Consider the following 22,121-nt stretch of genomic DNA (forward strand, 5'->3'; position numbering starts at 1 on the left):
GCATCTCCATCTCGGCAACGAAGCTGCGGTCGACCTTGAGCAAGGTGATCGGCAGGCTGTTCAGGTGCACGAAGGACGAGAAGCCGGTACCAAAGTCATCCAGCGAGAAACGCACCCCCAGCCGACCCAGGGCATCCATGGTCTGGCGCACCAGCTCGTTGCGGCGCATCACCGCCGTTTCGGTCAGCTCGAATTCCAGCCAGCGGGCATCCACGCCATGCTCGATGATCAGCCGGCTCAGGGTGGCCAGCAACTGGCTGTCCTGAAACTGGCGGAAGCTCAGGTTCACCGCCATGTGCAGCGGTTCCAGCCCACGCTCGCGCAATGCCTGCATGTCGCGCAGGGCACGGGAAATCACCCAGTAGCCCAACGGCACGATCAACCCGCTCTGTTCGGCCAGCGGCACGAACTCGCTGGGCGGCAGCAGGCCGCGCTCGGCATGGCGCCAGCGCACCAGCGCTTCGAGGCCAACGATGCGCCCATCGGCAAGGTTCAGCCGCGGCTGGTAGTGCAGCTCCAGTTCATCGCGGCGCAGCGCCCGGCGCAGCTCGCTTTCCAGGTCGGCCAGGCTGCGCGCGTTGCGGTTGATGCGTTCGTTGAACACGTGGAAGGTGCAGCCTTGGCTACCCTTGGCCTGGCGCATGGCGATGTGCGCATGCCACATCAGCGGGTCGGCGCCGCCCTGGGCGCGGGCATGGGCAAGGCCCAGGCTACAGCCAAGCAACAGGCTTTCGCCGTCGATCCAGTAGGGTTCGGCCAGGGCCTCGACGATACGTTCGGCAATCCATTCGGCGCGGTTGGCGTCGCGGCGCGTGTCGATCAGCAGGGCGAACTCGTCGCTGCCCAGGCGCGCCAGCTGGTCACCGGCCTCCAGCTGCTGCTTGAGGCGTGCCACCACCTGCAAGATCAGGCGATCGCCGCACTGATGACCGAGCGCATCGTTGACGTGGCGGAAGTTGTCCAGGTCAAGATGACCGAGGGCTACACCGCGACCTTCGTTATCTGCCAGGCGCGTGGTCAGCAGGGCCTGGAAGCCTTGACGGTTGGCGATGCCGGTCAGCGGGTCCTGCTCGGCCAGGCGCTGCAAAGTGGCCACCAGCACACCGCGCTCGCGCACATGGCGCAGTGAGCGGCGCAGGGCATCGACATTAAGGTGGTCGCGTACCAGCCAGTCACTGACGCCGGTCGGCGACGTGTCGGGTTCATGGTCGAGCAAGAGGATGGTCGGCAATTCGCAGCGCCCGGGCGCGGGCTGCAACGCTGGCGTGGCCAGCACCACGGCCTGGCGGTCATGGCTGAACAGGGTATCGACCGCCGCCCAGTTCGGCGCCGTCAGCAATACGGCGGTGCCGCCCAGCGGTAGCAGGCATTCGCGTAATAAGGCGGCCCATTCCGGCTCATCAGCCAACAGCAGCAAACGCAAAGGTTCGACAGGCGTGGACAAGCGGGCTCCTTAAGGCTCGAAAGGTGTTGCGTTGGATGTCGGACATGCTACTGCATAAATGAAAATGATTTTCACTTTTAGACATGTCCTTTGCCTACAGTGCCTCCCGTCGCATTTTGACGTGCATCCTGCGGGAAAGTCGTCAAACCGGCAATTACGATTTTTCCGGTGAATAGCATTAGTTTCACTAATGCTTATCCGCCAACAAAAGTCTGACCCAAACGTCAGACGGTCGCGCCACAAGTGGCCCATGCCTGTTAGAATGCGCGGCTATTTTCTGGCGACCCCCGGTTTCTAGCATGTCCCGACTCAATCCCCGGCAACAGGAAGCCCGTGACTACGTCGGCGGCCCTCTATTGGTGCTCGCCGGTGCTGGCTCGGGCAAGACCAGCGTGATCACGCGCAAGATTGCCCACCTCATCCAGAACTGCGGCATCCGTGCCCAGTACATCGTGGCGATGACCTTCACCAACAAGGCCGCCCGCGAGATGAAAGAGCGGGTCGCCACCCTGCTGCGTCCGGGGGAAGGCCGGGGCCTGACGGTGTGTACCTTCCACAACCTGGGCCTGAACATCATCCGCAAGGAGCACGAGCACCTGGGCTACAAGCCTGGCTTCTCGATCTTCGACGAGTCGGACATCAAGGCGTTGCTGTCGGACATCATGCAGAAGGAATACTCCGGCGACGACGGCATCGACGAGATCAAGAACATGATCGGTGCCTGGAAGAACGACCTGGTGCTCCCCGCCGAAGCCTTGGAAAAGGCGCGCAACCCGCGCGAACAGACCGCCGCCATCGTCTACACCCACTACCAGCGCACGCTCAAGGCGTTCAACGCAGTGGACTTCGACGACCTGATCCTGCAACCGGTCAAGCTGTTCCAGGAGCACCCCGAAGTGCTCGAGCGCTGGCAGAACCGCGTGCGCTACCTGCTGGTGGACGAATACCAGGACACCAACGCCAGCCAGTACCTGCTGGTGAAGATGCTGATCGGCATGCGCAACCAGTTCACCGTGGTGGGCGATGACGACCAGTCGATCTACGCCTGGCGTGGCGCGCGCCCCGAGAACCTGATGTTGCTCAAGGAGGACTACCCCTCCCTGAAGATCGTCATGCTCGAACAGAACTACCGCTCTACCAGCCGCATCCTGCGCTGCGCCAACGTGCTGATCGCCAACAACCCGCACGCCTTCGAAAAGCAGCTGTGGAGCGAAATGGGCGTGGGCGACGAGATCCGCGTGATCCGCTGCAAGAACGAGGAAGCCGAGGCCGAACGCGTGGCCATGGAGATCCTCACCCTGCACCTGCGCACCAACCGCCCGTACAGCGACTTCGCCATCCTCTACCGCGGCAACTACCAGGCCAAGCTGATCGAACTGAAGCTGCAGCACCACCAGGTGCCGTATCGCCTGTCGGGCGGCAACAGCTTCTTCGGCCGCCAGGAGGTCAAGGACCTGATGGCCTACCTGCGCCTGCTGGTGAACCCGGACGACGACAACGCCTACCTGCGAGTGATCAATGTGCCGCGCCGGGAAATCGGCTCGACCACCCTGGAAAAGCTCGGCAACTACGCCACCGAACGTGGCATCTCGATGTACGCCGCCAGTGAAGAGCTGGGCCTGGGCGAACACCTGGACGCTCGCTACACCGAGCGCCTGCAGCGCTTCAAGCACTGGCTCGACGGGGTGCGCCACAAGGTCGCCCTGGAAGACCCGATTGCCGCGCTGCACGAGATGATCCGCGACATCGACTACGAGAACTGGATCCGCCAGCAGACCGCCAGCGACAAGGCGGCGGAGTTTCGCATCAGCAACGTCTGGTTCCTGGTCGAAGCGCTGAAGAATACCCTCGAGAAGGACGAAGAGGGTGACATGACCATCGAGGACGCCATCGGCAAGCTGGTGCTGCGCGACATGCTCGAGCGCCAGCAGGAAGAGGAAGAAAACGCCGAAGGTGTGCAGATGATGACCCTGCACGCCTCCAAGGGCCTGGAATTCCCTTACGTGTTCATCATGGGCATGGAGGAGGAGATCCTCCCCCACCGCTCCAGCATCGAGGCCGACACCATCGAAGAGGAACGCCGCCTGGCCTACGTGGGCATTACCCGCGCGCGCCAGACCCTGGCCTTCACCTTCGCCGCCAAGCGCAAGCAGTACGGCGAGATCATCGACTGCACGCCCAGCCGGTTCCTCGACGAACTGCCACCAGACGACCTGGCCTGGGAAGGCCTGGACGACGCTCCGGTCGAGGTGAAGGCCGCACGCGGCAACAACGCCCTGGCCGACATCCGGGCAATGCTCAAACGCTGATAGACCTTTATTCTTTAACTTTGCCGCTATTTGCGGCCACCTTTGCTACATCGAGGAAAACATAGTGGAAGCACTGCATCAGAAGATTCGCGAAGAAGGCATCGTGCTTTCCGACCAGGTTCTCAAAGTCGACGCGTTTCTCAACCACCAGATCGACCCGGCGCTGATGCAGCTGATCGGTGACGAGTTCGCCCGCCTGTTTGCCGATGCCGGCGTGACCAAGATCGTCACCATCGAAGCCTCGGGCATCGCCCCGGCGGTGATGACCGGCCTTAAGCTGGGCGTCCCGGTGATCTTCGCGCGCAAGCACCAGTCGCTGACCCTGACCGAGAACCTGCTGACCGCCTCGGTGTACTCCTTCACCAAGCAGACCGAGAACACCGTGGCCATCTCGCCGCGCCACCTCAACAGCAGCGACCGCGTGCTGGTGATCGACGACTTCCTGGCCAACGGCAAGGCGTCGCAGGCGCTGATCTCGATCATCAAGCAGGCCGGTGCCACCGTTGCCGGCCTGGGCATCGTCATCGAGAAGTCTTTCCAGGGCGGCCGTGCCGAGCTGGACAGCCAGGGCTACCGCGTCGAGTCGCTGGCCCGGGTGAAGTCGCTGGAAGGTGGTGTGGTCAGCTTCATCGAGTAACTGCGGCGCCTGCTTCGCGGGTCAAGCCCGCTCCTACAAGAGATCACAATCCCCTGTAGGAGCGGGCTTGTCCCGCGAATGGCCTCACCTCAACTTACCGGGTCGCAGCCAGCCCCGCCAGCAGCAACCGCTGATACAGCTCTTCCTTCAACCCCTGCGGCCGATCCAGCTGCATCCGCGCCAGGTGCGCCTCATACCCCTCCGGCCCCGGCGCCTCCAGCGCTGCCTTGCCCAGCTCCAGCACTTCACTCAGCTTGAACTTGCTCTTCAACCAGTTCAGCGCGCGCAACAGATCCCGTTCTTCAGCCGTAAAATCGGTGCCCAGCGGATACTCCGGGAACAACCGCCCATGGCGTGCCTTGATGGCTTCCAGCCGCTCAGGCGTATTGTCCGTAAACCGCGCATCCAGCTTGAAGTCCTTGGCCAGCTTGCCTGCCCCCTTGGCCTGCGCCATCAGCTCGTCCTGAAACCGTGAATCGCTCACCGCCAGCAATCGCGCAATCACTTCGCTGTCGGTCTGCCCGCGCAGGTCGGCGATGCCGTACTCGGTCACCACAATATCGCGCAAGTGCCGGGGAATGGTGCAGTGGCCATAGTTCCAGAGCAGGTTGGAGCTCACCTCACCACCCGACTCACGCCAGCTGCGCAGCAGCAGAATCGAGCGCCCGCCCTCCAGCGCATGGCCCTGGGCAACAAAGTTGTACTGCCCACCTACCCCGCTGAGCACCCGCCCGTCCTCCAGCTGGTCGGCCACCCCGGCGCCGAGCAGGGTCATGCCGAACACGGTGTTGACGAAGCGCGCATCGCGGCGCTGGCGGCGCTTGAGCGCTTCCTGGCCGTACAGTTCGTTGATGAAGCTGATTCGGGTCATGACGAAACGGGCGCGCTGCTCCAGCGGCATCTCGCGCAAGCGCTGGTAAAACGCCTGCGGACCCAGGAAGAACCCACCATGCACCAGCACGCCCTGCTCGTCCGCCGGGCGCCGCACCACGCCCGCCTCAGCCAGCGCGAGCAGGCCATTGACGAACATCTCGCTGCAGCCATACAAGCCTTGCGCAAAGGCCTCCAGCCCCCCTTCTTGCTCGATTAGCGCCTGCCAGGGGCCAACGTCCAGTTCATCGAGCAAGGCGCGGTAACCTTGGTTGTCGCCCTGACGCGCCAGCAACGCCGCCGCCAGCGCATCGCCCATGGCACCGATGCCGATCTGCAGGGTACCGCCGTCACGCACCAGCGAGCTGGCGTGCAAACCGATGCAGTGGTCCTGGGTAGTGACCGGCATGTTCGGGGTAGAAAACAGCCGGCGCTGCTCCGCTTCGTCGATCAACAGGTCGAACGCATCGATCGGCAACTCCGCATCGCCCGGCATGTAAGGCAACTCACTGTGAACCTGGCCGAGCATGAGGATGGTCTCCCCTGCCGCACGCCGCTTGGCGATCATCGGCTGCAGGTCGAGGGTGATGTCGGGGTTGCAGGCCAGGCTCAGGTGGACGGGCTTCTCCGGCGTGGCGGCGACCAGCTGGGCAACCAGGTTCAGGCCCTTGGCGTTGATGTCGCGCGCGGCGTGGCTGTAGTTGCTGCTGATGTAGTCCTGCTGCGCGGCTTCGCTGTGCAGCAAGCTACCGGGCTGCATGAAGAACTGCTCGACGCGGATGTTCGGCGGCAGGCTGTCGTTGCGCAGGTCGGCGAGGTAAGTGAGTTCTTCGTAATCGGCGAACACGCGCTCTACGAAGGGTTCGAGGAAGCGCCGTTGCAGGCCTTCGCCCAAAGGTGGCCGGCCAAGCGAGAGCGCGGTGTATATCGTCAACCGTCGCTCCGGCAGCTCGCGGACCCGGGCGTACAATGCGTTGACGAAGGCATTGGGTTTGCCCAGGCCCAGCGGCAGGCCCATGTGGATGTGGGCTGGCAACCGGGACAGGACCTGCTCGACAGCGTGGTCGATGGAGCAGAGGTGCATCGGGGCCTCCTGAATCATCCATTGGGTCAGGGGTTGGACATGAGCTCGAGCACGTTGGTTGCTCGCCCAAAAAACAAAGCCCGCCAGAAAGGGCGGGCCTTGTGCAATTCATCTGTGGCTCAAAGCCCGGACATCTTCTTGATGGCCCCTTTCAGGTCATCATCCGAGCAGTCCGCGCAGGTGCCCTTCGGCGGCATGGCGTTGATACCCGTAATGGCCTTGGCCAACAGCCCGTCCACCCCACCCTGCTCATCAGCGCGTTTTTTCCACGCAGCGCCGTCGCCAATCTTCGGTGCGTTCAACAACCCAGTGCCGTGGCAGGCGTTGCAGTGCTTGGCAATCACTTCATCCGGCGTCTTGGCACCGCCGCCCCCTGCGGCTGTAGCCACTTCCATGCCCTTGCATTCCTGGCCCTGCACACACACCTGGCCGACTGGCTCAAGGCGTTTGGCGAGCTCGTCGTTGGTCGCTGCGGTTGCGCTCAATGCCCAAAGGGCGAGTACGGCTGCTGGTACGGCCAGCATCTTCTTGATTTGGTTCACGCGAACACCCTCATGGTGGCTAATCACGCCCGCGGCCACGGTAATGCGAGCGCTGAAAAGTATAGCGGGAACCCGGAAACCGTGAAACGACCCTACTCAGGAAAGGGGTATTGCCGAAGCAATGCACTGCGCTGGATCAAAAGTTCGAAGGGGTAGCCGCGCTGATCAGCCGCGCAGGCGCGTCGAACGGGTTGCGGAAACGGTGCGGGCGGGTGCTTTCGAAGTAGTAGCTGTCGCCCGCTTCGAGAATGAAGATCTCGTTGCCCACCACCAGCTCGAGCTTGCCTTCGAGCAGAATGCCGGTTTCTTCACCGTCGTGGGTGAGCATCTCTGCACCGGTATCGGCGCCCGGCGGGTAGACCTCGGTGAGGAAGGCGATGGCGCGGTTAGGGTGCGACTTGCCGACCAGCTTCATGGTCACCGCACCGTCGGAGATGTCGATCAGCTCATTGGCCTTGTAGACGATCTGTGTCGGGCTTTCGGTCTCAAGCTCGACCGAAAAGAATTCGACCATCGACATGGGGATGCCGCTGAGTACCTTGCGCAGCGAACTGATCGAGGGGCTCACGCTGTTCTTCTCGATCATCGAGATGGTGCTGTTGGTCACCCCCGCGCGCTTGGCGAGTTCCCGCTGGGACAGGCCCTTAAGCTTGCGGATGGCTTGCAGTCGTTCGCCGACGTCCAAAGCTTGCGCCTCCTGAAACGGTGAGATGGCGGGGTGAATGTGAACGATATCATGGCAATGCCGTTCAGTATTTACAACACACCGCCCCTCACGCTGTCCGCTTCGGCGCCTTATTCGCCGTAGTAGTCCAGCGGCACGCGTTTCAGGTTGCAGAAAATCTGGTAGGGAATGCTCCCGGCCTGCATCGCGACATCACTGGCCAGCACCTGCTTGCCCCACAGCTCGACCGGGCTGCCGACGTTGGCCTCGGGCACGTCGGTGAGGTCGATGCAAAGCATGTCCATCGACACGCGGCCAATCAGCTGGCTGCGCTTGCCGGCGACCATGACCGGCGTGCCGGTGGGCGCGTGGCGCGGGTAGCCGTCGGCGTAGCCCATGGCGACGACGCCAACGCGGGTCGGCCGCGGGCTGACGAACTTGGCGCCGTAGCCAACCGGCTCGCCAATGGGCAGCTCGCGTACGCTGATGACCCGCGATTGCAGGGTCATCACCGGCTGCAGGCGCGCAGCCTGGGGCTGGTCGGCTTCGAAAGGGCTGGCGCCATACAGCATGATGCCTGGGCGCACCCAATCGCTCGGGGCCTGCGGCCAGGCCAGCACACCGGGCGAGTTGCGCAGGCTGCATTCGGCAGCAAGGCCTTCGCGAGCGGCGTTGAACACGGCGATCTGTTGCTCGGTGGCGTCGGCCTCCGGCTCATCGGCGCGTGCGAAGTGGCTCATCAGCACGATGCGCGAAACCTTGCCGCTGGCCAGCAGGCGCTGGTAAGCCTCGTGGTAGTCCTTGGGGTGCAGGCCGACGCGGTGCATGCCGCTGTCGAGCTTTAGCCAGAGGGTCAGTGGCTTGTGCACCTGGGTCTGCTCGATGGCTTCGAGCTGCCACAGCGAATGCACCACGCACCACAAATCATGCTCAGCGATCAGCGCCAGTTCGCTGGCTTCGAAAAAACCTTCAAGCAGCAGCACAGGTGCCTTGATGCCAGCAGCTCGCAGCTCCAGCGCTTCCTCGATGCAGGCCACGGCAAAGCCGTCGGCTTCGGGCTCCAGGGCCAGTGCGCAACGCACGGCACCGTGGCCATAGGCGTCGGCCTTGACCACGGCGAGGGCCTTGGCACCGGACAGTTCACGGGCCAGGCGATAGTTGTGGCGGAGAGCTTGCAGGTCGATCAGGGCGCGGGCGGGACGCATGGCGGCTGCCTTATGGTATTCAGGTTGAAATCGGTGTTGGGTTCTTCGCGGGCTCGCCCGCTCCCACAGGTACTGCACAGTTTTCAAAACCTGTGGAGCACCTGTGGGAGCGGGCGAGCCCGCGAAAGGGCCGGCACAGACTATTACTGCTGGTGAGCCGGCGCAGTCTGGCCATGCTTGGCCACTTCCGGGCTGTTGCCATACCGGGAGATGTCCAGGCCTTCGGCACTGATCTGCGGCTTCTTGCGCGCAATCAGGTCAGCCAGCAGCCGGCCGGAACCGCACGCCATGGTCCAGCCCAACGTACCGTGACCGGTATTGAGGAACAGGTTGCGGAACGCGGTGGCACCCACGATCGGCGTACCGTCCGGGGTCGCCGGGCGCAGGCCGGTCCAGAAGCTGGCCTGGCTCAGGTCGCCGCCGCGAGGATAAAGGTCGTTGACGATCATCTCCAGCGTTTCGCGTCGACGCGGGTTCAGCGACAGGTCAAAACCGGCGATTTCAGCCATGCCGCCCACGCGGATGCGGTTGTCGAAACGGGTGATCGCGACCTTGTAGGTCTCGTCGAGAATGGTCGAGCTCGGCGCCATGTCAGCATCAGTGATCGGCACGGTCAGCGAGTAACCCTTCAGCGGATACACCGGGGCCTTGATACCCAACGGCTTGAGCATCTGCGGCGAGTAGCTGCCCAGGGCCAGCACGTAGCGGTCGGCCGTTTCCAGCTTGCCATCGATCCACACGCCGTTGATGCGGTCGCCGGCGAAGTCCAGGCGCTGGATGTCCTGACCGAAGCGGAACTCCACACCCAGATTTACGGCCATTTCGGCGAGCTTGGTGGTGAACAGCTGGCAGTCGCCAGTCTGGTCGTTGGGCAGACGCAGAGCGCCGGCGAGAATGTCTTTCACCCCGGCCAGGGCCGGCTCGACACGGGCGATGCCATCGCGGTCGAGCAGCTCGTACGGCACGCCGGACTGTTCGAGCACGGCGATGTCTTTGGCCGCGGCGTCTACCTGGGCCTGGGTGCGGAACAGCTGGGTAGTACCCAGGCTACGGTTCTCGTAGGCAATACCGGTTTCGGCACGCAGTTCGTCAAGGCAGTCGCGGCTGTACTCGGACAGACGCACCATGCGCTCCTTGTTCACCGCGTAGCGGCTGGCGGTGCAGTTACGCAGCATCTGTGCCATCCACAGGTACTGGTCGACATCACCGGTTAGCTTGATGGCCAGGGGCGCATGGCGCTCCAGCAGCCATTTGATGGCTTTCAGCGGCACACCTGGGGCAGCCCAGGGCGAGGCATAGCCGGGCGAGATCTGGCCTGCGTTGGCAAAGCTGGTTTCCAGGGCCACTGCCGGCTGGCGGTCGACCACGGTCACCTCGAAGCCTTGCCGGGCCAGATAATAGGCACTGGCGGTACCGATCACACCGCTACCAAGTACCAATACTCGCATCGTTCATCCCTCGCACGCGGCGCACCGCTATTTTGTTGATATGGCATGGATGCGCGCAGTATAAGAATCTGAGCCCAGTGCAATTCACTATATAAAAGCCTATTATTGGCGAGAATTCTCGGCAAAATCGCCTTTCACGGAGGGGCATCCCCTATGAGAACCCAGCACCAGAGCAAGCGTGAACTGGACAAGATCGACCGTAACATCCTGCGGATCCTGCAGAATGACGGGCGTATTTCCTTCACCGAACTGGGCGAGAAAGTTGGGCTGTCCACCACCCCTTGCACCGAGCGCGTACGCCGCCTGGAGCGCGAGGGCATCATCATGGGCTACAACGCCCGGCTCAATCCGCAGCACCTCAAGGGCAGCCTGCTGGTGTTCGTGGAAATCAGCCTGGACTACAAGTCCGGCGACACTTTCGAGGAGTTCCGCCGCGCGGTGCTCAAGCTGCCCCATGTGCTGGAGTGCCATCTAGTATCCGGCGACTTCGACTACCTGGTGAAAGCGCGCATTTCGGAAATGGCTTCGTACCGCAAGCTACTCGGCGACATCCTGCTGAAGCTGCCGCATGTGCGCGAGTCGAAGAGCTACATCGTGATGGAAGAAGTGAAAGAGAGCCTCTGCCTGCCGATCCCGGACTGACGCTAGACCAGCACCTGGCGGGTACTGGCGATGAACTGGTGCACCAGTTGCTCGGCCTCGGGCTCGATCATCGGCTCCGGGCCTCGCCCGCGCGGGCAGGCCATGCGCGGCGTGGTGCCGAACAGGCGGCAGATCATCGGCCGTTCTTCATAGACGGTGCAGCCGTTGGGGCCCAGGTGCACGCAGTTCAAATGCTCCAGCGCAGCTTCCTGTTCGGCCTGGGTCTTGCGTGGCAGGCGCGCCATCTCTTCGGACGAGGTGGTGACCGGGCCGCAGCAGTCGTGGCAGCCGGGCTCGCATTCGAAGGACGGAATGAGCTCGCGCAGGAAGTGGATCTTGTGGCGGTTGCAGGACATGGCTGGGTAAAAGACTGAGAGTGAAATCAGGTTTGAATTATAGGGCCAATTGCATAGCCACGGCTTATCCTCCTACAACCGAAACCGCAACAGGACACCACTCATGATCCACAGCGCGCAGCACGCCGCCTCCTACTACGCCGCCAGCAGCGCGCCCCACCCGGACCATTCCTTCCTGCAAGGCGAACATAGCGCCGACGTGTGCATCGTCGGCGGCGGCTACTCGGGCCTGAACACCGCTATCGAACTGGCCGAACGCGGCTTCTCGGTGATCCTTCTGGAAGCGCGCAAGCTCGGCTGGGGCGCCAGCGGGCGCAACGGTGGCCAACTGATTCGCGGCGTCGGCCACGGCCTGGAGCAGTTCCTCCCGGTGCTAGGCGAGGACGGCGTACGCAGCCTGAGGCTCATGGGCCTGGAAGCCGTGGAGATCGTCCGCGAGCGGGTCGAGCGCCACGCCATCGCCTGCGACCTGACCTGGGGCTACTGCGACCTGGCCAACAAACCCGACGAGCTGAAGGCTTTTGCCGAGGACGCCGAAGAACTGCGCAGCCTGGGCTACCGCCACGAACTGCGCCTGGTCGGCAAGGACGACATGCACAGCGTGGTGGGCTCCGACAGCTATGTCGGCGGCCTGATCGACATGGGCTCGGGCCACCTGCACCCGCTCAACCTGGCCCTGGGTGAAGCCGCCTTGGCCAGCCGCCTGGGCGTGGAGCTGTTCGAGCAGTCCGAGGTCACGCGCATCGACTACGGCCCTGAAGTGCAGGTGCACACCGCCCAGGGCCGGGTGCGCGCCAAGACCTTGGTACTGTGCTGCAACGCCTACCATAACGACCTAAACCGAGAACTGGGCGGCAAGGTGCTGCCAGCCGGCAGCTACATCATTGCCACCGAGCCGCTCAGCGAAGAACGCGCCCATCAGCTGCTGCCGCAGAACATGGCCGTGTGTGACCAACGCGTAGCGCTGGACTACTATCGCTTGTCGGCCGACCGCCGTCTGCTGTTCGGTGGTGCCTGTCACTATTCCGGGCGCGACCCGAAGGACATCGCGGCCTACATGCGGCCGAAGATGCTCAAGGTGTTCCCGCAGCTGGCGGATGTGCGCATCGATTATCAATGGGGCGGCATGATCGGCATCGGCGCCAACCGCCTGCCACAGGTCGGCCGCCTGGCCAGCCAGCCGAATGTCTATTACGCCCAGGCGTACTCGGGCCATGGCCTCAACGCCACCCACCTGGCCGCGCGCCTGCTGGGTGAGGCGATCAGCGGCCAGCAGAGCGGGCGGTTCGACTTGTTCGCCAAGGTGCCACACATCACCTTCCCTGGCGGCAAGCACCTGCGCTCGCCAATCCTGGCGTTGGGAATGCTCTGGCACCGGCTCAAAGAGTTGGTCTGAGGCCCTGGATATCTAGTCCTTCCAGAAGGGTTTGCGCCCCTCGGTACGTGCCTGCTCCCAGCTCAGCCCGATATCCCGCAGCTGGTCATCATCCAGCTGCAGCAGGGCCCGGCGGGTGTGCCAGCGATGCAGCATCAGCCCCCAACGCCCGAGCCCTGCCGGTGCGTTGAAAACCTTGGTCTGCTGCCCGGCGTCCAGTTCCTTGGCCAACAGTTGCAAGCGCACATCGCTCATGCCACCCATCGCTGCTTTCTCCCATTCAGTGTGTAACCGTGGAGAAAGCATGCGCGTCGGCACCCCTGGCAATACAGATCCAATACAGGCTTATTATTCCCATACAGCATTGGTCGTCTGACGCCTGAATGCTGTATTTTCCACGCAACTGTACTGGTCGCTTCCTACAAGAAGCGTAGGAGTATGCCTTGACCCTCTACCTGAACCTCGCCGAATTGCTCGGTGCGCGCATCGAACAGGGCCTCTACCGTCCCGGCCAGCGCCTGCCATCGGTGCGTGCGCTCAGCGTGGAGCACGGTGTCAGCCTGAGCACCGTGCAGCAGGCCTACCGCATGCTCGAAGACAGCGGCATGGTCTTGCCACGGCCCAAGTCCGGCTACTTCGTCAGTGACCATCGCCACCTCCCGGCCCTGCCCGCAGTCAGCCGCCCGGCCCAACGCCCGGTGGACATCTCGCAGTGGGAGCAGGTGCTCGAACTGGTGCGCAGCACCCCTCGTCAGGACGTGATCCAGCTCGGCCGGGGCATGCCGGACATCGACAGCCCGACCCTCAAGCCGCTGCTGCGCAGCCTTGCCCAGTTGAGCCGGCGCCAGGACATGCCGGGCCTGTACTACGACAACATCCACGGTAACCTGGCCCTGCGCGAGCAGATCGCCCGCCTGATGCTCGATTCCGGCTGCCGCCTGGGCCCGGCCGACCTGGTGGTGACCACCGGCTGCCACGAGGCGCTGTCATGCAGCATCCGCGCAGTGTGCGAGCCGGGCGATATCGTCGCGGTCGATTCGCCGAGCTTCCACGGCGCCATGCAGACTCTCAAGGGCCTGGGTATGAAGGCCCTGGAAATCCCCACCGACCCGGTCACCGGTATCAGCCTCGAAGCCCTGGAACTGGCGCTCGAGCAGTGGCCGATCAAGCTCATCCAGATCACCCCGAGCTGCAACAATCCGCTCGGCTACATCATGCCCGAGGCCCGCAAGAAAGCCCTGCTGAGCCTGGCCCAGCGCTACGATGTGGCGATCCTCGAAGACGACGTGTATGGCGACCTGGCCTACACCTACCCACGCCCGCGCACGCTCAAGTCGTTCGACGACGACGGCCGCGTGCTGCTGTGCAGTTCGTTCTCCAAGACCCTCGCCCCCGGCCTGCGCATCGGCTGGGTCGCCCCCGGCCGCTACCTGGAGCGGGTGCTGCACATGAAGTACATCAGCACCGGCAGCACCGCCAGCCAGCCGCAGTTGGCCATCGCCGACTTCATCGCTGCCGGCCACTACCAGCCGCATGTGCGGCGCATGCGCAGCCAGTACCAGCGTGGCCGCGACCTGATGAGCGACTGGGTGACCCGCTACTTCCCATCCGGCACCCGGGTCAGCCGACCCCAGGGCGGCTTCATGCTGTGGGTGGAATTGCCTGAACATTTCGATACGCTGCGGCTGAACCGCGCTTTACTGGAGCAGGGCGTGCAGATTGCCGTGGGCAGCATTTTCTCGGCCTCGGGCAAGTTCCGCCATTGCCTGCGCATGAATTTTGCCGCGCGACCAACGCCGCAGATCGAAGCGGCCGTGCGCAAGGTGGGTGAAACCGCCCTTCGTCTACTGGAAGAAGACCACGCCGAGGCGTAACTTTTCGCCGCCTTGCACATCCAACCCCTTAGCGCTTTGCCGTACAGGACGATCCACCCTTGAGACTCCAGCGAGCCTTGTCTTTGCTGCTGGTGCTGCTGCTCGGCCTCAATGGCTGCGCCAGCGTCGGCACGCCCCGTGAAACCAGCCAGGCGTTGCCAGCCAGCGAGTCTGCCTTCGGCCGCTCGGTGCTGCGCCAGGCCGCGCCCTATGAGGGGCGCTCGGGCTTTCGCCTGCTGCCCAACAGCAACGAGGCTTTCCGTGCCCGTGCCGAGCTGATTCGCAACGCCCAAGCGAGCATCGACCTGCAGTACTACATTGTCCACGACGGCTTGAGCACACGCGCCCTGGTGCACGAACTGCTGCGTGCCGCCGACCGCGGCGTGCGCGTGCGCATCCTGCTCGACGACACCACCAGCGATGGCCTGGATACCATCATGGGCACCCTCGATGCCCACCCGAACATTCAGATCCGCGTGTTCAACCCGTTGCACCTAGGGCGCAGCACCGGCGTGACGCGCGCCGTAGGCCGCCTGTTCAACCTGTCCCGCCAGCACCGGCGCATGCACAACAAGCTGTTCCTGGTGGACAACAGCATGGCCATCGTCGGCGGGCGCAACCTGGGTGACGAGTACTTCGATGCCGAGCCCAACCTCAACTTCACCGACATCGACCTGCTCGGCGTCGGCCCGGTGGCCGAGCAATTGGGACACAGCTTCGACCAGTACTGGAACAGCGCCCTGAGCCGGCCGATCACCGACTTCCTCTGGCAGGCGCCGGATGCCGACGACCTGCGCGCCAGCCGCCAGCGCCTGGAAGTGTCCCTGGCCCAAGCGCGGGTGCAGCGCAAGGCGTTGTACGACCGGCTCATGTCCTATCAGTCGCAGCCGCGCCTGGGTGTCTGGCGCAACGAGCTGATCTGGGCCCACGCCCAGGCGCTGTGGGATGCGCCGAGCAAGGTACTGGCAGATGATGTGCCGGACCCGCAATTGCTGCTGAGCCAGCAACTGGCACCGGACTTGGCTAGCGTGCACCGCGAGCTGATCCTGATGTCGGCGTATTTCGTGCCGGGCGAGCCGGGCTTACTGTACCTGACCGGCCGGGCCGACGCCGGAACGTCGGTGAAGTTGCTGACCAACTCGCTGGAAGCCACCGATGTGCCGGCGGTGCATGGCGGCTATGCGCCCTATCGCCGCGCGCTGCTCGAGCACGGTGTGCAACTGTTCGAACTGCGTCGCCAGCCGGGTGAACCGACACCCGCGCGCCTGAGCTTCTACGGCAGCAGCTCGGACTCGAGTCTGCACACCAAGGCCATCGTGTTCGACCGGCGCAAGACCTTTATCGGCTCGTTCAACTTCGACCCCCGCTCGGTGCTGTGGAACACCGAGGTCGGTGTGCTGGTGGACAGCCCGGAGCTGGCCGAATACACGCGCGAGCTGGCCCAGCAGGGTATGGCGCCTGCGCTGAGTTACCAGGTGAAGCTGGTGGGTGACAAACTGGTCTGGGCGACCGAGGACAATGGCCAACGGCACATGCTGACCTCGGAGCCGGGAGGCATGTGGCGGCGGTTCAATGCCTGGATCAGCAAGGCCGTAGGCCTGGAGAAGATGTTGTAGGCTCAGGCCGAGGCTGGCTCGAACGCTCCGCGCCTGCGGGTCAGTACCACCAGCCCCGCCGCCCCCGCCGCCATCAGCCACAACAATGCGTGGCCACTGACCCACTGGCTCCCCGCCCCGGCCAGCAACGGCCCGAGCAGACAACCAATGCCCCATAGCTGCGCCACATGGGCATTGGCCCGCACCAGCGCGTCATCGCGGTAGCGCTCGCCGATCAAGATCAGTGACAAGGTGAACAGGCCACCAGCACTGGCCCCGAACAATACCCACAGCGGCCATATGACCGGCGTGTCCAGCAGCAGCGGAATCGCCAGGCTGGAAATCATCAACGTCACCGCACAACCGGTGAACAGCGACTGCCGTGACATATGGTCGGCCAGCGCGCCGATCGGCAACTGCAACACTGCATCGCCCACTACTACGGTGCTGACCATGAACAGGGCAATCTCGGTGCTGAAGCCCTGCTGCAGGCAATACACCGGCAACAAGGTCAGAATCATTGCTTCGAAGGCGGCAAACAGGGCGACAGCCCAGGCAATCACCGGCAAGCGCCGGCAGAAGGCGAACAGGTCGCCAAAGGTCACGCTGCAGGCCTCGGTGCTCGGCGCACCACCGCGGCCCAACAACAGTAACGGCGCTAGCAGGAGCAGGCCGGTGGCAGCCCAGAAGCCGAAATCATCGTCGGAACCGAGGAAGCCGAGCACCAGTGGCCCAGCGAGTTGACTCAGGGCGTAGCTGCTGCCGTATAGCGCCACCAGGCGGCCGCGCCATTGCTCGACCACCAACTGGTTGATCCAGCTTTCGCCGAGAATGAAGACCACGGTCAGCGACATGCCGATCAGCAAGCGCAGGGCCAGCCACAGCGGGTAGCTCGGCAGCAGCGCCAGCAGGCCAATGGACAGCGCCCCACCCCACAGGCACAGGCGCATCGCCGAGGGTACGCCGACCCAGCCGGCCAGGCGGCTGGCCAGGCTGGCACCGAGCAGCACGCCCAGCGCCGGCATCGCCGCCATCACACCGATGGCGAACCCTCCGTAACCCCAAGCCTCAAGGCGCAGGGACACCAGCGGCATGCTCACACCGAGCGCGAGCCCGACACTGAGCACCGACGCCAGCACGGCAAAGTAGGTTCCCCAACGCATTGCAGCCTCCCAGGCAGAATTCTTGAATGGCAGAAACAACGAAGCCGGGGCGGTATGAGCCGCCCCGGCTATTGGCGGGCCGCTAGGCGGCCCTCTGGATTACAGCTTGATCCAGGTCGCTTTCAGCTCGGTGTACTTCTCCAGTGCGTGCAGCGACTTGTCACGGCCGTTGCCCGACTGCTTGAAGCCGCCGAACGGTGCGGTCATGTCGCCGCCGTCGTACTGGTTGACCCAGACGCTGCCAGCGCGCACGGCACGGGCAGTCTTGTGGGCCTTGGAGATGTCCGAGGTCCAGATGCCGGCTGCCAGGCCATACGGGGTGTCGTTGGCGATGGCAATGGCTTCTTCAGCGGTGTCGAAGGCGATCACCGACAGCACTGGGCCGAAGATTTCTTCCTGGGCAATGCGCATGGCGTTGGTCACGCCGTCGAAGATGGTCGGCTCAACGTAAGTGCCACCGGTCTCTTCCAGGGTGCGCTTGCCACCGGCCAGCAGCTTGGCGCCGTCCTTGTGGCCGGCGTCGATGTACGACAGCACGGTGTTCATCTGCTGGGTATCGACCAGAGCACCGACGGTGGTCTGTGGGTCCAGCGGATTGCCTGGCTTCCAGCCTTTGAGGGCCTCGACCACCATCGGCAGGAACTTGTCCTTGATCGAACGCTCGACCAGCAGACGCGAACCGGCGGTGCACACTTCGCCCTGGTTGAAGGCGATGGCGCTGGCGGCCGCTTCTGCAGCAGCTTGCAGGTCCGGAGCGTCGGCGAAGACGATGTTCGGGCTCTTGCCACCGGCTTCCAGCCAGATGCGCTTCATGTTCGACTCGCCTGCATAGACCATCAACTGCTTGGCGATCTTGGTGGAGCCGGTGAACACCAGGGTGTCGACGTCCATATGCAGGGCCAGGGCTTTGCCCACGGTGTGGCCGTAGCCTGGCAACACGTTCAGCACGCCAGCCGGGATGCCGGCTTCGATCGCCAGCTGAGCGATACGGATGGCGGTCAACGGGGATTTTTCCGACGGCTTGAGCACCACCGAGTTACCGGTGGCCAGGGCCGGGCCGAGTTTCCAGCAGGCCATCAGCAGCGGGAAGTTCCACGGTACGATGGCGCCAACCACGCCAACCGGCTCACGGGTGACCAGGCCGAGCTGGTCGTGTGGGGTCGGGGCGACTTCGTCGTAGACCTTGTCGATGGCTTCGGCGGTCCAGTGAATGGCTTGTGCCGCGCCCGGGATATCGATGCTGGAGGAGTCGCCGATCGGCTTGCCCATGTCCAGGGTTTCCAGCAGCGCCAGCTCTTCCACGTTTTTACGCAGCAGGTCAGCGAAGCGAATCAGCTTGGCCTTGCGCTTGGCCGGGGCCAGTTGCGACCAGACGCCGGAATCGAAGGTGGCACGAGCGTTTTCCACGGCGCGGTTGGCATCGGCCAGGTCGCAGCTGGCAACCTTGGCCAGGAAGCGTCCGTCGACCGGGCTCAGGCAGTCGAATGTTTCACCGGATGCGGCGTCGGTGTATTCGCCGTTGATGAAGGCGCGGCCTTCGATCTTCAGTTGCTGGGCACGTTGTTCCCAGTCCGCACGGGTCAGGGTGGTCATACGAAACTCCTCCTCTTGTTTAGGTGCAACGCCGCACTGAGGACTCACTGGCGTTGTCAGAATTCTGGCCGGGCGACGAGCGCACACTGGCAAGCGATACCCTAAACCAGGCGGGGTAAAGTATCAATATATTTGACACGAACGGCCTAAATGCCTACTGATGTGCATTTTATTAAACAACAACAGGAGCCGCACCATGAGCATCGCCAGCATCATCGACTTCGCCCAGGTTCTCACCGAGGCCGAACGCTACCGCCCAGCGGCGGAAAAAATCCTCAAGGGCGAGCCGGACCAGGCTGTCTACAACCACTATTCCAGCCCATGCGGGCAGTTCGCAGCGGGCGTCTGGGAAGGTGAGATCGGGCAATGGACGGTGAACTACACCGAGCATGAATATTGCGAGATCGTGCAGGGCGTTTCGGTGCTGCGCGACCAGGATGGCGGCGCCAAAACTCTGCGTACCGGTGATCGGTTTGTCATTCCTGCCGGCTTCAAAGGCACCTGGGAGGTGCTGGAGCCGTGCCGCAAGATCTATGTGATGTTCGAGCAGAAGTAACTATGTAGTGCTGGTAGCTTGAACGGCTGCGTGAGGATGGTCCCGCCCCCATCGGGCCACCTTCACGCAAAAGGAAGCTGTCCATGAACAATGACCAAGTGCTGCAAACCCTCGCCCACCTGATCGGCACCCGCTACGAACCCTCGGTGAAAGACACCATCACCGAACTCACTGGCCGCCCACGAGTGGTAGGCCCCAACGAGATCAGCACACGCGAGTACGACATCAACCGGGTTCACATCCGCACCGATGCCAACCAGCTGATCCAGGGCTTCAGCTTCAACTGAGCTTGCGCAAGCATAAAAAAACCCGCGTCCTTTCGGATGCGGGTTTTTTTAGGTCGCCGATCAATTACTTGATCTTGGCTTCCTTGTACACCACGTGCTTGCGAACAACCGGATCGTATTTCTTGATCTCGATTTTGTCCGGAGTGGTGCGCTTGTTCTTGTCGGTGGTGTAGAAGTGGCCGGTACCGGCACTCGAAACCAGACGGATCAATTCACGCATGATGCTCTCCCTTAAACCTTGGCGCCAGCTTTACGGATGTCAACCAGAACGGCGTCGATGCCGCGCTTGTCGATGATACGCATGCCTTTGGCGGATACGCGCAGACGCACGAAACGCTTCTCGGATTCAACCCAGAAACGGTGGTGCTGCAGGTTTGGCAGGAAACGACGACGGGTTTTGTTGTTTGCGTGGGAAATGTTGTTCCCGGTTACTGGACCCTTACCAGTAACTTGACAGACTCTCGACATGACTCAGCCCTCTAAAACCACATGCCCAACCCGGCATGGGTTGGCCGCTTAATCTCTCAGTCTTTGGCGCCAGGCGCCGTGATTCTGGAGGTCTTATCGACCGGATCCGCTGATGCGACAGGCCGAGCCCCTAGAAAAGAGCGCTGCTTTATACCAGAAAGACTACGTCGCAACAACAGTAGATGAGCATTCTGCTGCCACGAATCGTGCGCGAGCAGCATAACGACTCGCTCGCCACGCTGTCGACCGCTCGTCGCCAAGCACCTGAAAAAGAAGGTGGTCATTTCCTTTTTCGCGCACTAGGGTAGGACGTTTCCAGACTGCGCCGGCAGATGGGCCATTGACCAGCCAAGGAGCCACCATGCGTGCTGCCGCCCTTTCCTTATTGTTCACCTCCCTGCTTGCCGCAGGCGTTGCCCAGGCCGCCCCGTTGAGTGTCTGCACCGAAGCCAGCCCCGAAGGCTTCGACGTTGTCCAGTACAACTCCCTGACCACCACCAACGCTTCGGCCGACGTGCTGATGAACCGCCTGGTCGAGTTCGACGCAGCCCAGGGCAAGGTAGTCCCGAGCCTGGCGCAGAGCTGGACGGTGTCAGCCGATGGCCTGACCTACGATTTCAAGCTGCGCGATGGCGTCAAGTTCCACACCACGCCGTACTTCAAGCCGACCCGTGAGCTGAATGCCGACGACGTGCTGTTCAGTTTCCAGCGCATGCTCTACCCCGCCCACGCTTGGCACAAGACCGCGCCAGGCGGCTACCCGCACGCCCAGTCGCTGCAACTGGGTAGCCTCATCAAGACAATCGAAGCCCCCGAGCCAAACACCGTGCGCTTCACCCTGACCCACGCCGACGCCACGTTCCTGGCCACCCTGAGCATGGGCTTCGCCTCGATCTATTCGGCCGAATACGCCGACAAGCTGCTCAAGGAAGGCAGCCCGGAAAAACTCAACAGCCAACCGATCGGCACCGGTCCGTTCGTGTTCCAGCGTTTCCAGAAAGACGCCGTGGTGCGTTACCGCGCCAACCCGGATTACTTCGACGGCAAGCCGGCAGTCGACCCGCTGATCTTCGCCATCACCACCGACGCCAACGTTCGCTTGCAGAAGCTCAAGCGCAACGAATGCCAGGTAGCCCTGTCGCCCAAACCGGTGGACATCGCCGAAGCCGGCAAGGACGGCAACCTCAAGGTCGCCACCACCCCGGCGTTCATGACGGCCTTCGTCGCCATCAACAGCGAACACCCACCGCTGGACAAGCCTGAAGTGCGCCAGGCGATCAACCTGGCCTTCGACAAACAGGCCTACCTCAAGGCGGTATTCGAAGACACCGCCACCGCCGCCAACGGCCCCTACCCGCCCAACACCTGGAGCTACGCCAAGGACCTGCCAGGCTACCCGCTGGACCTGACCAAGGCCAAGGCGCTATTGGCCAAGGCCGGCCTGGCCGATGGCTTCAGCACAACCCTCTGGACCCGCCCGTCGGGCAGCCTGCTCAACCCCAACCCGAGCCTGGGGGCACAGATGCTCCAGGCGGACCTGGCGAAAATCGGCATCAAGGCCGAGATCCGCGTGATCGAGTGGGGCGAGCTGATCCGACGCGCCAAGGCCGGCGAGCATGACTTGCTGTTCATGGGCTGGGCCGGCGACAACGGCGACCCGGACAACTTCCTGAGCCCGCAGTTTTCCTGCGCGGCGGTGGAGTCGGGAACCAACTTCGCCCGGTTCTGCGACAACCGCCTGGACCAGCTGATCAGCGCCGGACGCACCACCAACGACCAGAGCGTGCGCAGCCGGCTGTACCAGCAGGCGCAGACCCTGATCCAGCAGCAGGCGCTGTGGGTGCCGCTGGCGCATCCGACGGCGGCGACGCTGCTGCGCCAAGGGGTCGAGGGGTATCAGGTGAGTCCGTTTGGGCGGTTGGATTTCAGCAAGGTGTCGTCGGCTCGTTGAGGTTTTGGGGTGCATGCCTTGAGGTTTTCAGCGCCTGTGAGATCGAGCGCCGCCCGCG

At 63.3% G+C, this 22,121-nt stretch carries 21 protein-coding genes; 9 read left to right on the forward strand and 12 right to left on the reverse strand.

Translation table 11 applies throughout. From position 1 onward, the window contains the following. Positions 1-1,444 (reverse strand): bifunctional diguanylate cyclase/phosphodiesterase (locus APH28_RS03535; RefSeq protein ID WP_060507679.1); only part of this gene is annotated, 1,444 nt, incomplete at its 3' end. A 299-nt stretch (positions 1,445-1,743) separates the two neighbouring features. Here APH28_RS03535 and rep point away from each other — a divergent pair. Both rep and APH28_RS03545 read left to right on the forward strand, forming a co-directional pair. Beyond that, positions 1,744-3,753 (forward strand): DNA helicase Rep, encoded by a 2,010-nt coding sequence (gene rep / locus APH28_RS03540; RefSeq protein ID WP_060507664.1) that lies wholly within the window; start codon positions 1,744-1,746, stop codon positions 3,751-3,753. 64 nt (positions 3,754-3,817) lie between these two features. Next, positions 3,818-4,390 (forward strand): xanthine phosphoribosyltransferase, encoded by a 573-nt coding sequence (locus tag APH28_RS03545; RefSeq protein WP_003253535.1) that lies wholly within the window; start codon positions 3,818-3,820, stop codon positions 4,388-4,390. Between the two features lie 94 nt (positions 4,391-4,484). Here APH28_RS03545 and APH28_RS03550 read toward each other — a convergent pair whose 3' ends face one another. The 5 genes from APH28_RS03550 to dadA form a co-directional block, all read right to left on the reverse strand. After that, positions 4,485-6,344, reverse strand: coding sequence for an acetyl-CoA hydrolase/transferase C-terminal domain-containing protein (locus tag APH28_RS03550; protein ID WP_060507665.1), 1,860 nt, complete (start codon positions 6,342-6,344; stop codon positions 4,485-4,487). A 119-nt stretch (positions 6,345-6,463) separates the two neighbouring features. Beyond that, a complete protein-coding gene (locus tag APH28_RS03555) occupies positions 6,464-6,886 on the reverse strand; it encodes a cytochrome c5 family protein (protein ID WP_177334216.1) in 423 nt (140 codons plus the stop codon). A gap of 136 nt (positions 6,887-7,022) precedes the next feature. Further along, positions 7,023-7,571 carry a cupin domain-containing protein gene (locus tag APH28_RS03560; RefSeq protein ID WP_060507666.1) on the reverse strand — a complete coding sequence of 183 codons (549 nt, stop codon included), beginning with the start codon at positions 7,569-7,571 and terminating at the stop codon, positions 7,023-7,025. A gap of 110 nt (positions 7,572-7,681) precedes the next feature. Beyond that, entirely contained in the window at positions 7,682-8,755 is a 1,074-nt protein-coding gene (alr, locus tag APH28_RS03565; RefSeq protein ID WP_060507667.1) for an alanine racemase, read from the reverse strand. Between the two features lie 143 nt (positions 8,756-8,898). Next, the gene (gene dadA / locus APH28_RS03570; protein WP_060507668.1) at positions 8,899-10,203 is read right to left on the reverse strand and encodes a D-amino acid dehydrogenase; all 1,305 of its coding nucleotides are present in this window, start codon (positions 10,201-10,203) and stop codon (positions 8,899-8,901) included. A 153-nt stretch (positions 10,204-10,356) separates the two neighbouring features. Between dadA and dadR the strand changes: the two genes are divergently transcribed. Further along, complete coding sequence (dadR, locus tag APH28_RS03575) at positions 10,357-10,845, forward strand: transcriptional regulator DadR (RefSeq protein ID WP_003258963.1); 489 nt, start codon at positions 10,357-10,359, stop codon at positions 10,843-10,845. Positions 10,846-10,847: 2 nt separating this feature from the next. Here dadR and APH28_RS03580 read toward each other — a convergent pair whose 3' ends face one another. Beyond that, positions 10,848-11,201: a YkgJ family cysteine cluster protein gene (locus tag APH28_RS03580; protein WP_060507669.1), complete on the reverse strand. Its 354-nt coding sequence runs from the start codon at positions 11,199-11,201 to the stop codon at positions 10,848-10,850. Positions 11,202-11,304: 103 nt separating this feature from the next. Here APH28_RS03580 and APH28_RS03585 point away from each other — a divergent pair, with 103 nt between their 5' ends. Then, a complete protein-coding gene (locus APH28_RS03585; RefSeq protein ID WP_060507670.1) occupies positions 11,305-12,597 on the forward strand; it encodes an FAD-binding oxidoreductase in 1,293 nt (430 codons plus the stop codon). Positions 12,598-12,609: 12 nt separating this feature from the next. Here APH28_RS03585 and APH28_RS03590 read toward each other — a convergent pair whose 3' ends face one another. Next, complete coding sequence (locus tag APH28_RS03590) at positions 12,610-12,840, reverse strand: DUF1127 domain-containing protein (protein WP_060507671.1); 231 nt, start codon at positions 12,838-12,840, stop codon at positions 12,610-12,612. A 179-nt stretch (positions 12,841-13,019) separates the two neighbouring features. Here APH28_RS03590 and APH28_RS03595 point away from each other — a divergent pair, with 179 nt between their 5' ends. After that, positions 13,020-14,450, forward strand: a complete 1,431-nt coding sequence (locus APH28_RS03595) for a PLP-dependent aminotransferase family protein (RefSeq protein WP_060507672.1) — start codon at positions 13,020-13,022, stop codon at positions 14,448-14,450. A 59-nt stretch (positions 14,451-14,509) separates the two neighbouring features. Next, the gene (locus APH28_RS03600) at positions 14,510-16,066 is read left to right on the forward strand and encodes a phospholipase D family protein (protein WP_060507673.1); all 1,557 of its coding nucleotides are present in this window, start codon (positions 14,510-14,512) and stop codon (positions 16,064-16,066) included. Between the two features lie 2 nt (positions 16,067-16,068). Here APH28_RS03600 and APH28_RS03605 read toward each other — a convergent pair whose 3' ends face one another. Together APH28_RS03605 and APH28_RS03610 are read right to left on the reverse strand one after the other, a co-directional pair. Beyond that, positions 16,069-17,208 (reverse strand): MFS transporter, encoded by a 1,140-nt coding sequence (locus tag APH28_RS03605; RefSeq protein WP_060507674.1) that lies wholly within the window; start codon positions 17,206-17,208, stop codon positions 16,069-16,071. 99 nt (positions 17,209-17,307) lie between these two features. Continuing rightward, on the reverse strand, positions 17,308-18,801 hold the full coding sequence (locus APH28_RS03610) for an aldehyde dehydrogenase (protein ID WP_060507675.1): 1,494 nt from the start codon (positions 18,799-18,801) through the stop codon (positions 17,308-17,310). 196 nt (positions 18,802-18,997) lie between these two features. Between APH28_RS03610 and APH28_RS03615 the strand changes: the two genes are divergently transcribed. Together APH28_RS03615 and APH28_RS03620 are read left to right on the forward strand one after the other, a co-directional pair. After that, positions 18,998-19,357 (forward strand): cupin domain-containing protein, encoded by a 360-nt coding sequence (locus tag APH28_RS03615; RefSeq protein ID WP_060507676.1) that lies wholly within the window; start codon positions 18,998-19,000, stop codon positions 19,355-19,357. 83 nt (positions 19,358-19,440) lie between these two features. After that, complete coding sequence (locus tag APH28_RS03620; RefSeq protein WP_060507677.1) at positions 19,441-19,644, forward strand: hypothetical protein; 204 nt, start codon at positions 19,441-19,443, stop codon at positions 19,642-19,644. Positions 19,645-19,708: 64 nt separating this feature from the next. Here APH28_RS03620 and rpmG read toward each other — a convergent pair whose 3' ends face one another. Then, positions 19,709-19,864 (reverse strand): 50S ribosomal protein L33, encoded by a 156-nt coding sequence (gene rpmG, locus APH28_RS03625; protein ID WP_003253507.1) that lies wholly within the window; start codon positions 19,862-19,864, stop codon positions 19,709-19,711. A gap of 11 nt (positions 19,865-19,875) precedes the next feature. Continuing rightward, on the reverse strand, positions 19,876-20,112 hold the full coding sequence (gene rpmB / locus APH28_RS03630; protein WP_003253504.1) for a 50S ribosomal protein L28: 237 nt from the start codon (positions 20,110-20,112) through the stop codon (positions 19,876-19,878). Positions 20,113-20,473: 361 nt separating this feature from the next. On the opposite strand from rpmB, the gene APH28_RS03635 reads away from it, so the two are divergent. After that, entirely contained in the window at positions 20,474-22,063 is a 1,590-nt protein-coding gene (locus tag APH28_RS03635) for an ABC transporter substrate-binding protein (RefSeq protein ID WP_060507678.1), read from the forward strand. Positions 22,064-22,121 lie beyond the last annotated feature (58 nt).

This window comes from Pseudomonas sp. NBRC 111124 (assembly GCF_001320245.1).
Lineage (GTDB): Bacteria > Pseudomonadota > Gammaproteobacteria > Pseudomonadales > Pseudomonadaceae > Aquipseudomonas.

What these genes read in the sequence shown, in the direction of transcription:
- rep (WP_060507664.1), top strand. Translation starts at nt 1,744, where the DNA reads ATGTCCCGACTCAATCCCCGGCAACAGGAAGCCCGTGACTACGTCGGC.
- APH28_RS03550 (WP_060507665.1), bottom strand. Translation starts at nt 6,344, where the DNA reads ATGCACCTCTGCTCCATCGACCACGCTGTCGAGCAGGTCCTGTCCCGG.
- alr (WP_060507667.1), bottom strand. Translation starts at nt 8,755, where the DNA reads ATGCGTCCCGCCCGCGCCCTGATCGACCTGCAAGCTCTCCGCCACAAC.
- dadA (WP_060507668.1), bottom strand. Translation starts at nt 10,203, where the DNA reads ATGCGAGTATTGGTACTTGGTAGCGGTGTGATCGGTACCGCCAGTGCC.
- dadR (WP_003258963.1), top strand. Translation starts at nt 10,357, where the DNA reads ATGAGAACCCAGCACCAGAGCAAGCGTGAACTGGACAAGATCGACCGT.
- APH28_RS03580 (WP_060507669.1), bottom strand. Translation starts at nt 11,201, where the DNA reads ATGTCCTGCAACCGCCACAAGATCCACTTCCTGCGCGAGCTCATTCCG.
- APH28_RS03585 (WP_060507670.1), top strand. Translation starts at nt 11,305, where the DNA reads ATGATCCACAGCGCGCAGCACGCCGCCTCCTACTACGCCGCCAGCAGC.
- APH28_RS03590 (WP_060507671.1), bottom strand. Translation starts at nt 12,840, where the DNA reads ATGGGTGGCATGAGCGATGTGCGCTTGCAACTGTTGGCCAAGGAACTG.
- APH28_RS03605 (WP_060507674.1), bottom strand. Translation starts at nt 17,208, where the DNA reads ATGCGTTGGGGAACCTACTTTGCCGTGCTGGCGTCGGTGCTCAGTGTC.
- APH28_RS03610 (WP_060507675.1), bottom strand. Translation starts at nt 18,801, where the DNA reads ATGACCACCCTGACCCGTGCGGACTGGGAACAACGTGCCCAGCAACTG.
- APH28_RS03615 (WP_060507676.1), top strand. Translation starts at nt 18,998, where the DNA reads ATGAGCATCGCCAGCATCATCGACTTCGCCCAGGTTCTCACCGAGGCC.
- APH28_RS03620 (WP_060507677.1), top strand. Translation starts at nt 19,441, where the DNA reads ATGAACAATGACCAAGTGCTGCAAACCCTCGCCCACCTGATCGGCACC.
- rpmG (WP_003253507.1), bottom strand. Translation starts at nt 19,864, where the DNA reads ATGCGTGAATTGATCCGTCTGGTTTCGAGTGCCGGTACCGGCCACTTC.
- rpmB (WP_003253504.1), bottom strand. Translation starts at nt 20,112, where the DNA reads ATGTCGAGAGTCTGTCAAGTTACTGGTAAGGGTCCAGTAACCGGGAAC.
- APH28_RS03635 (WP_060507678.1), top strand. Translation starts at nt 20,474, where the DNA reads ATGCGTGCTGCCGCCCTTTCCTTATTGTTCACCTCCCTGCTTGCCGCA.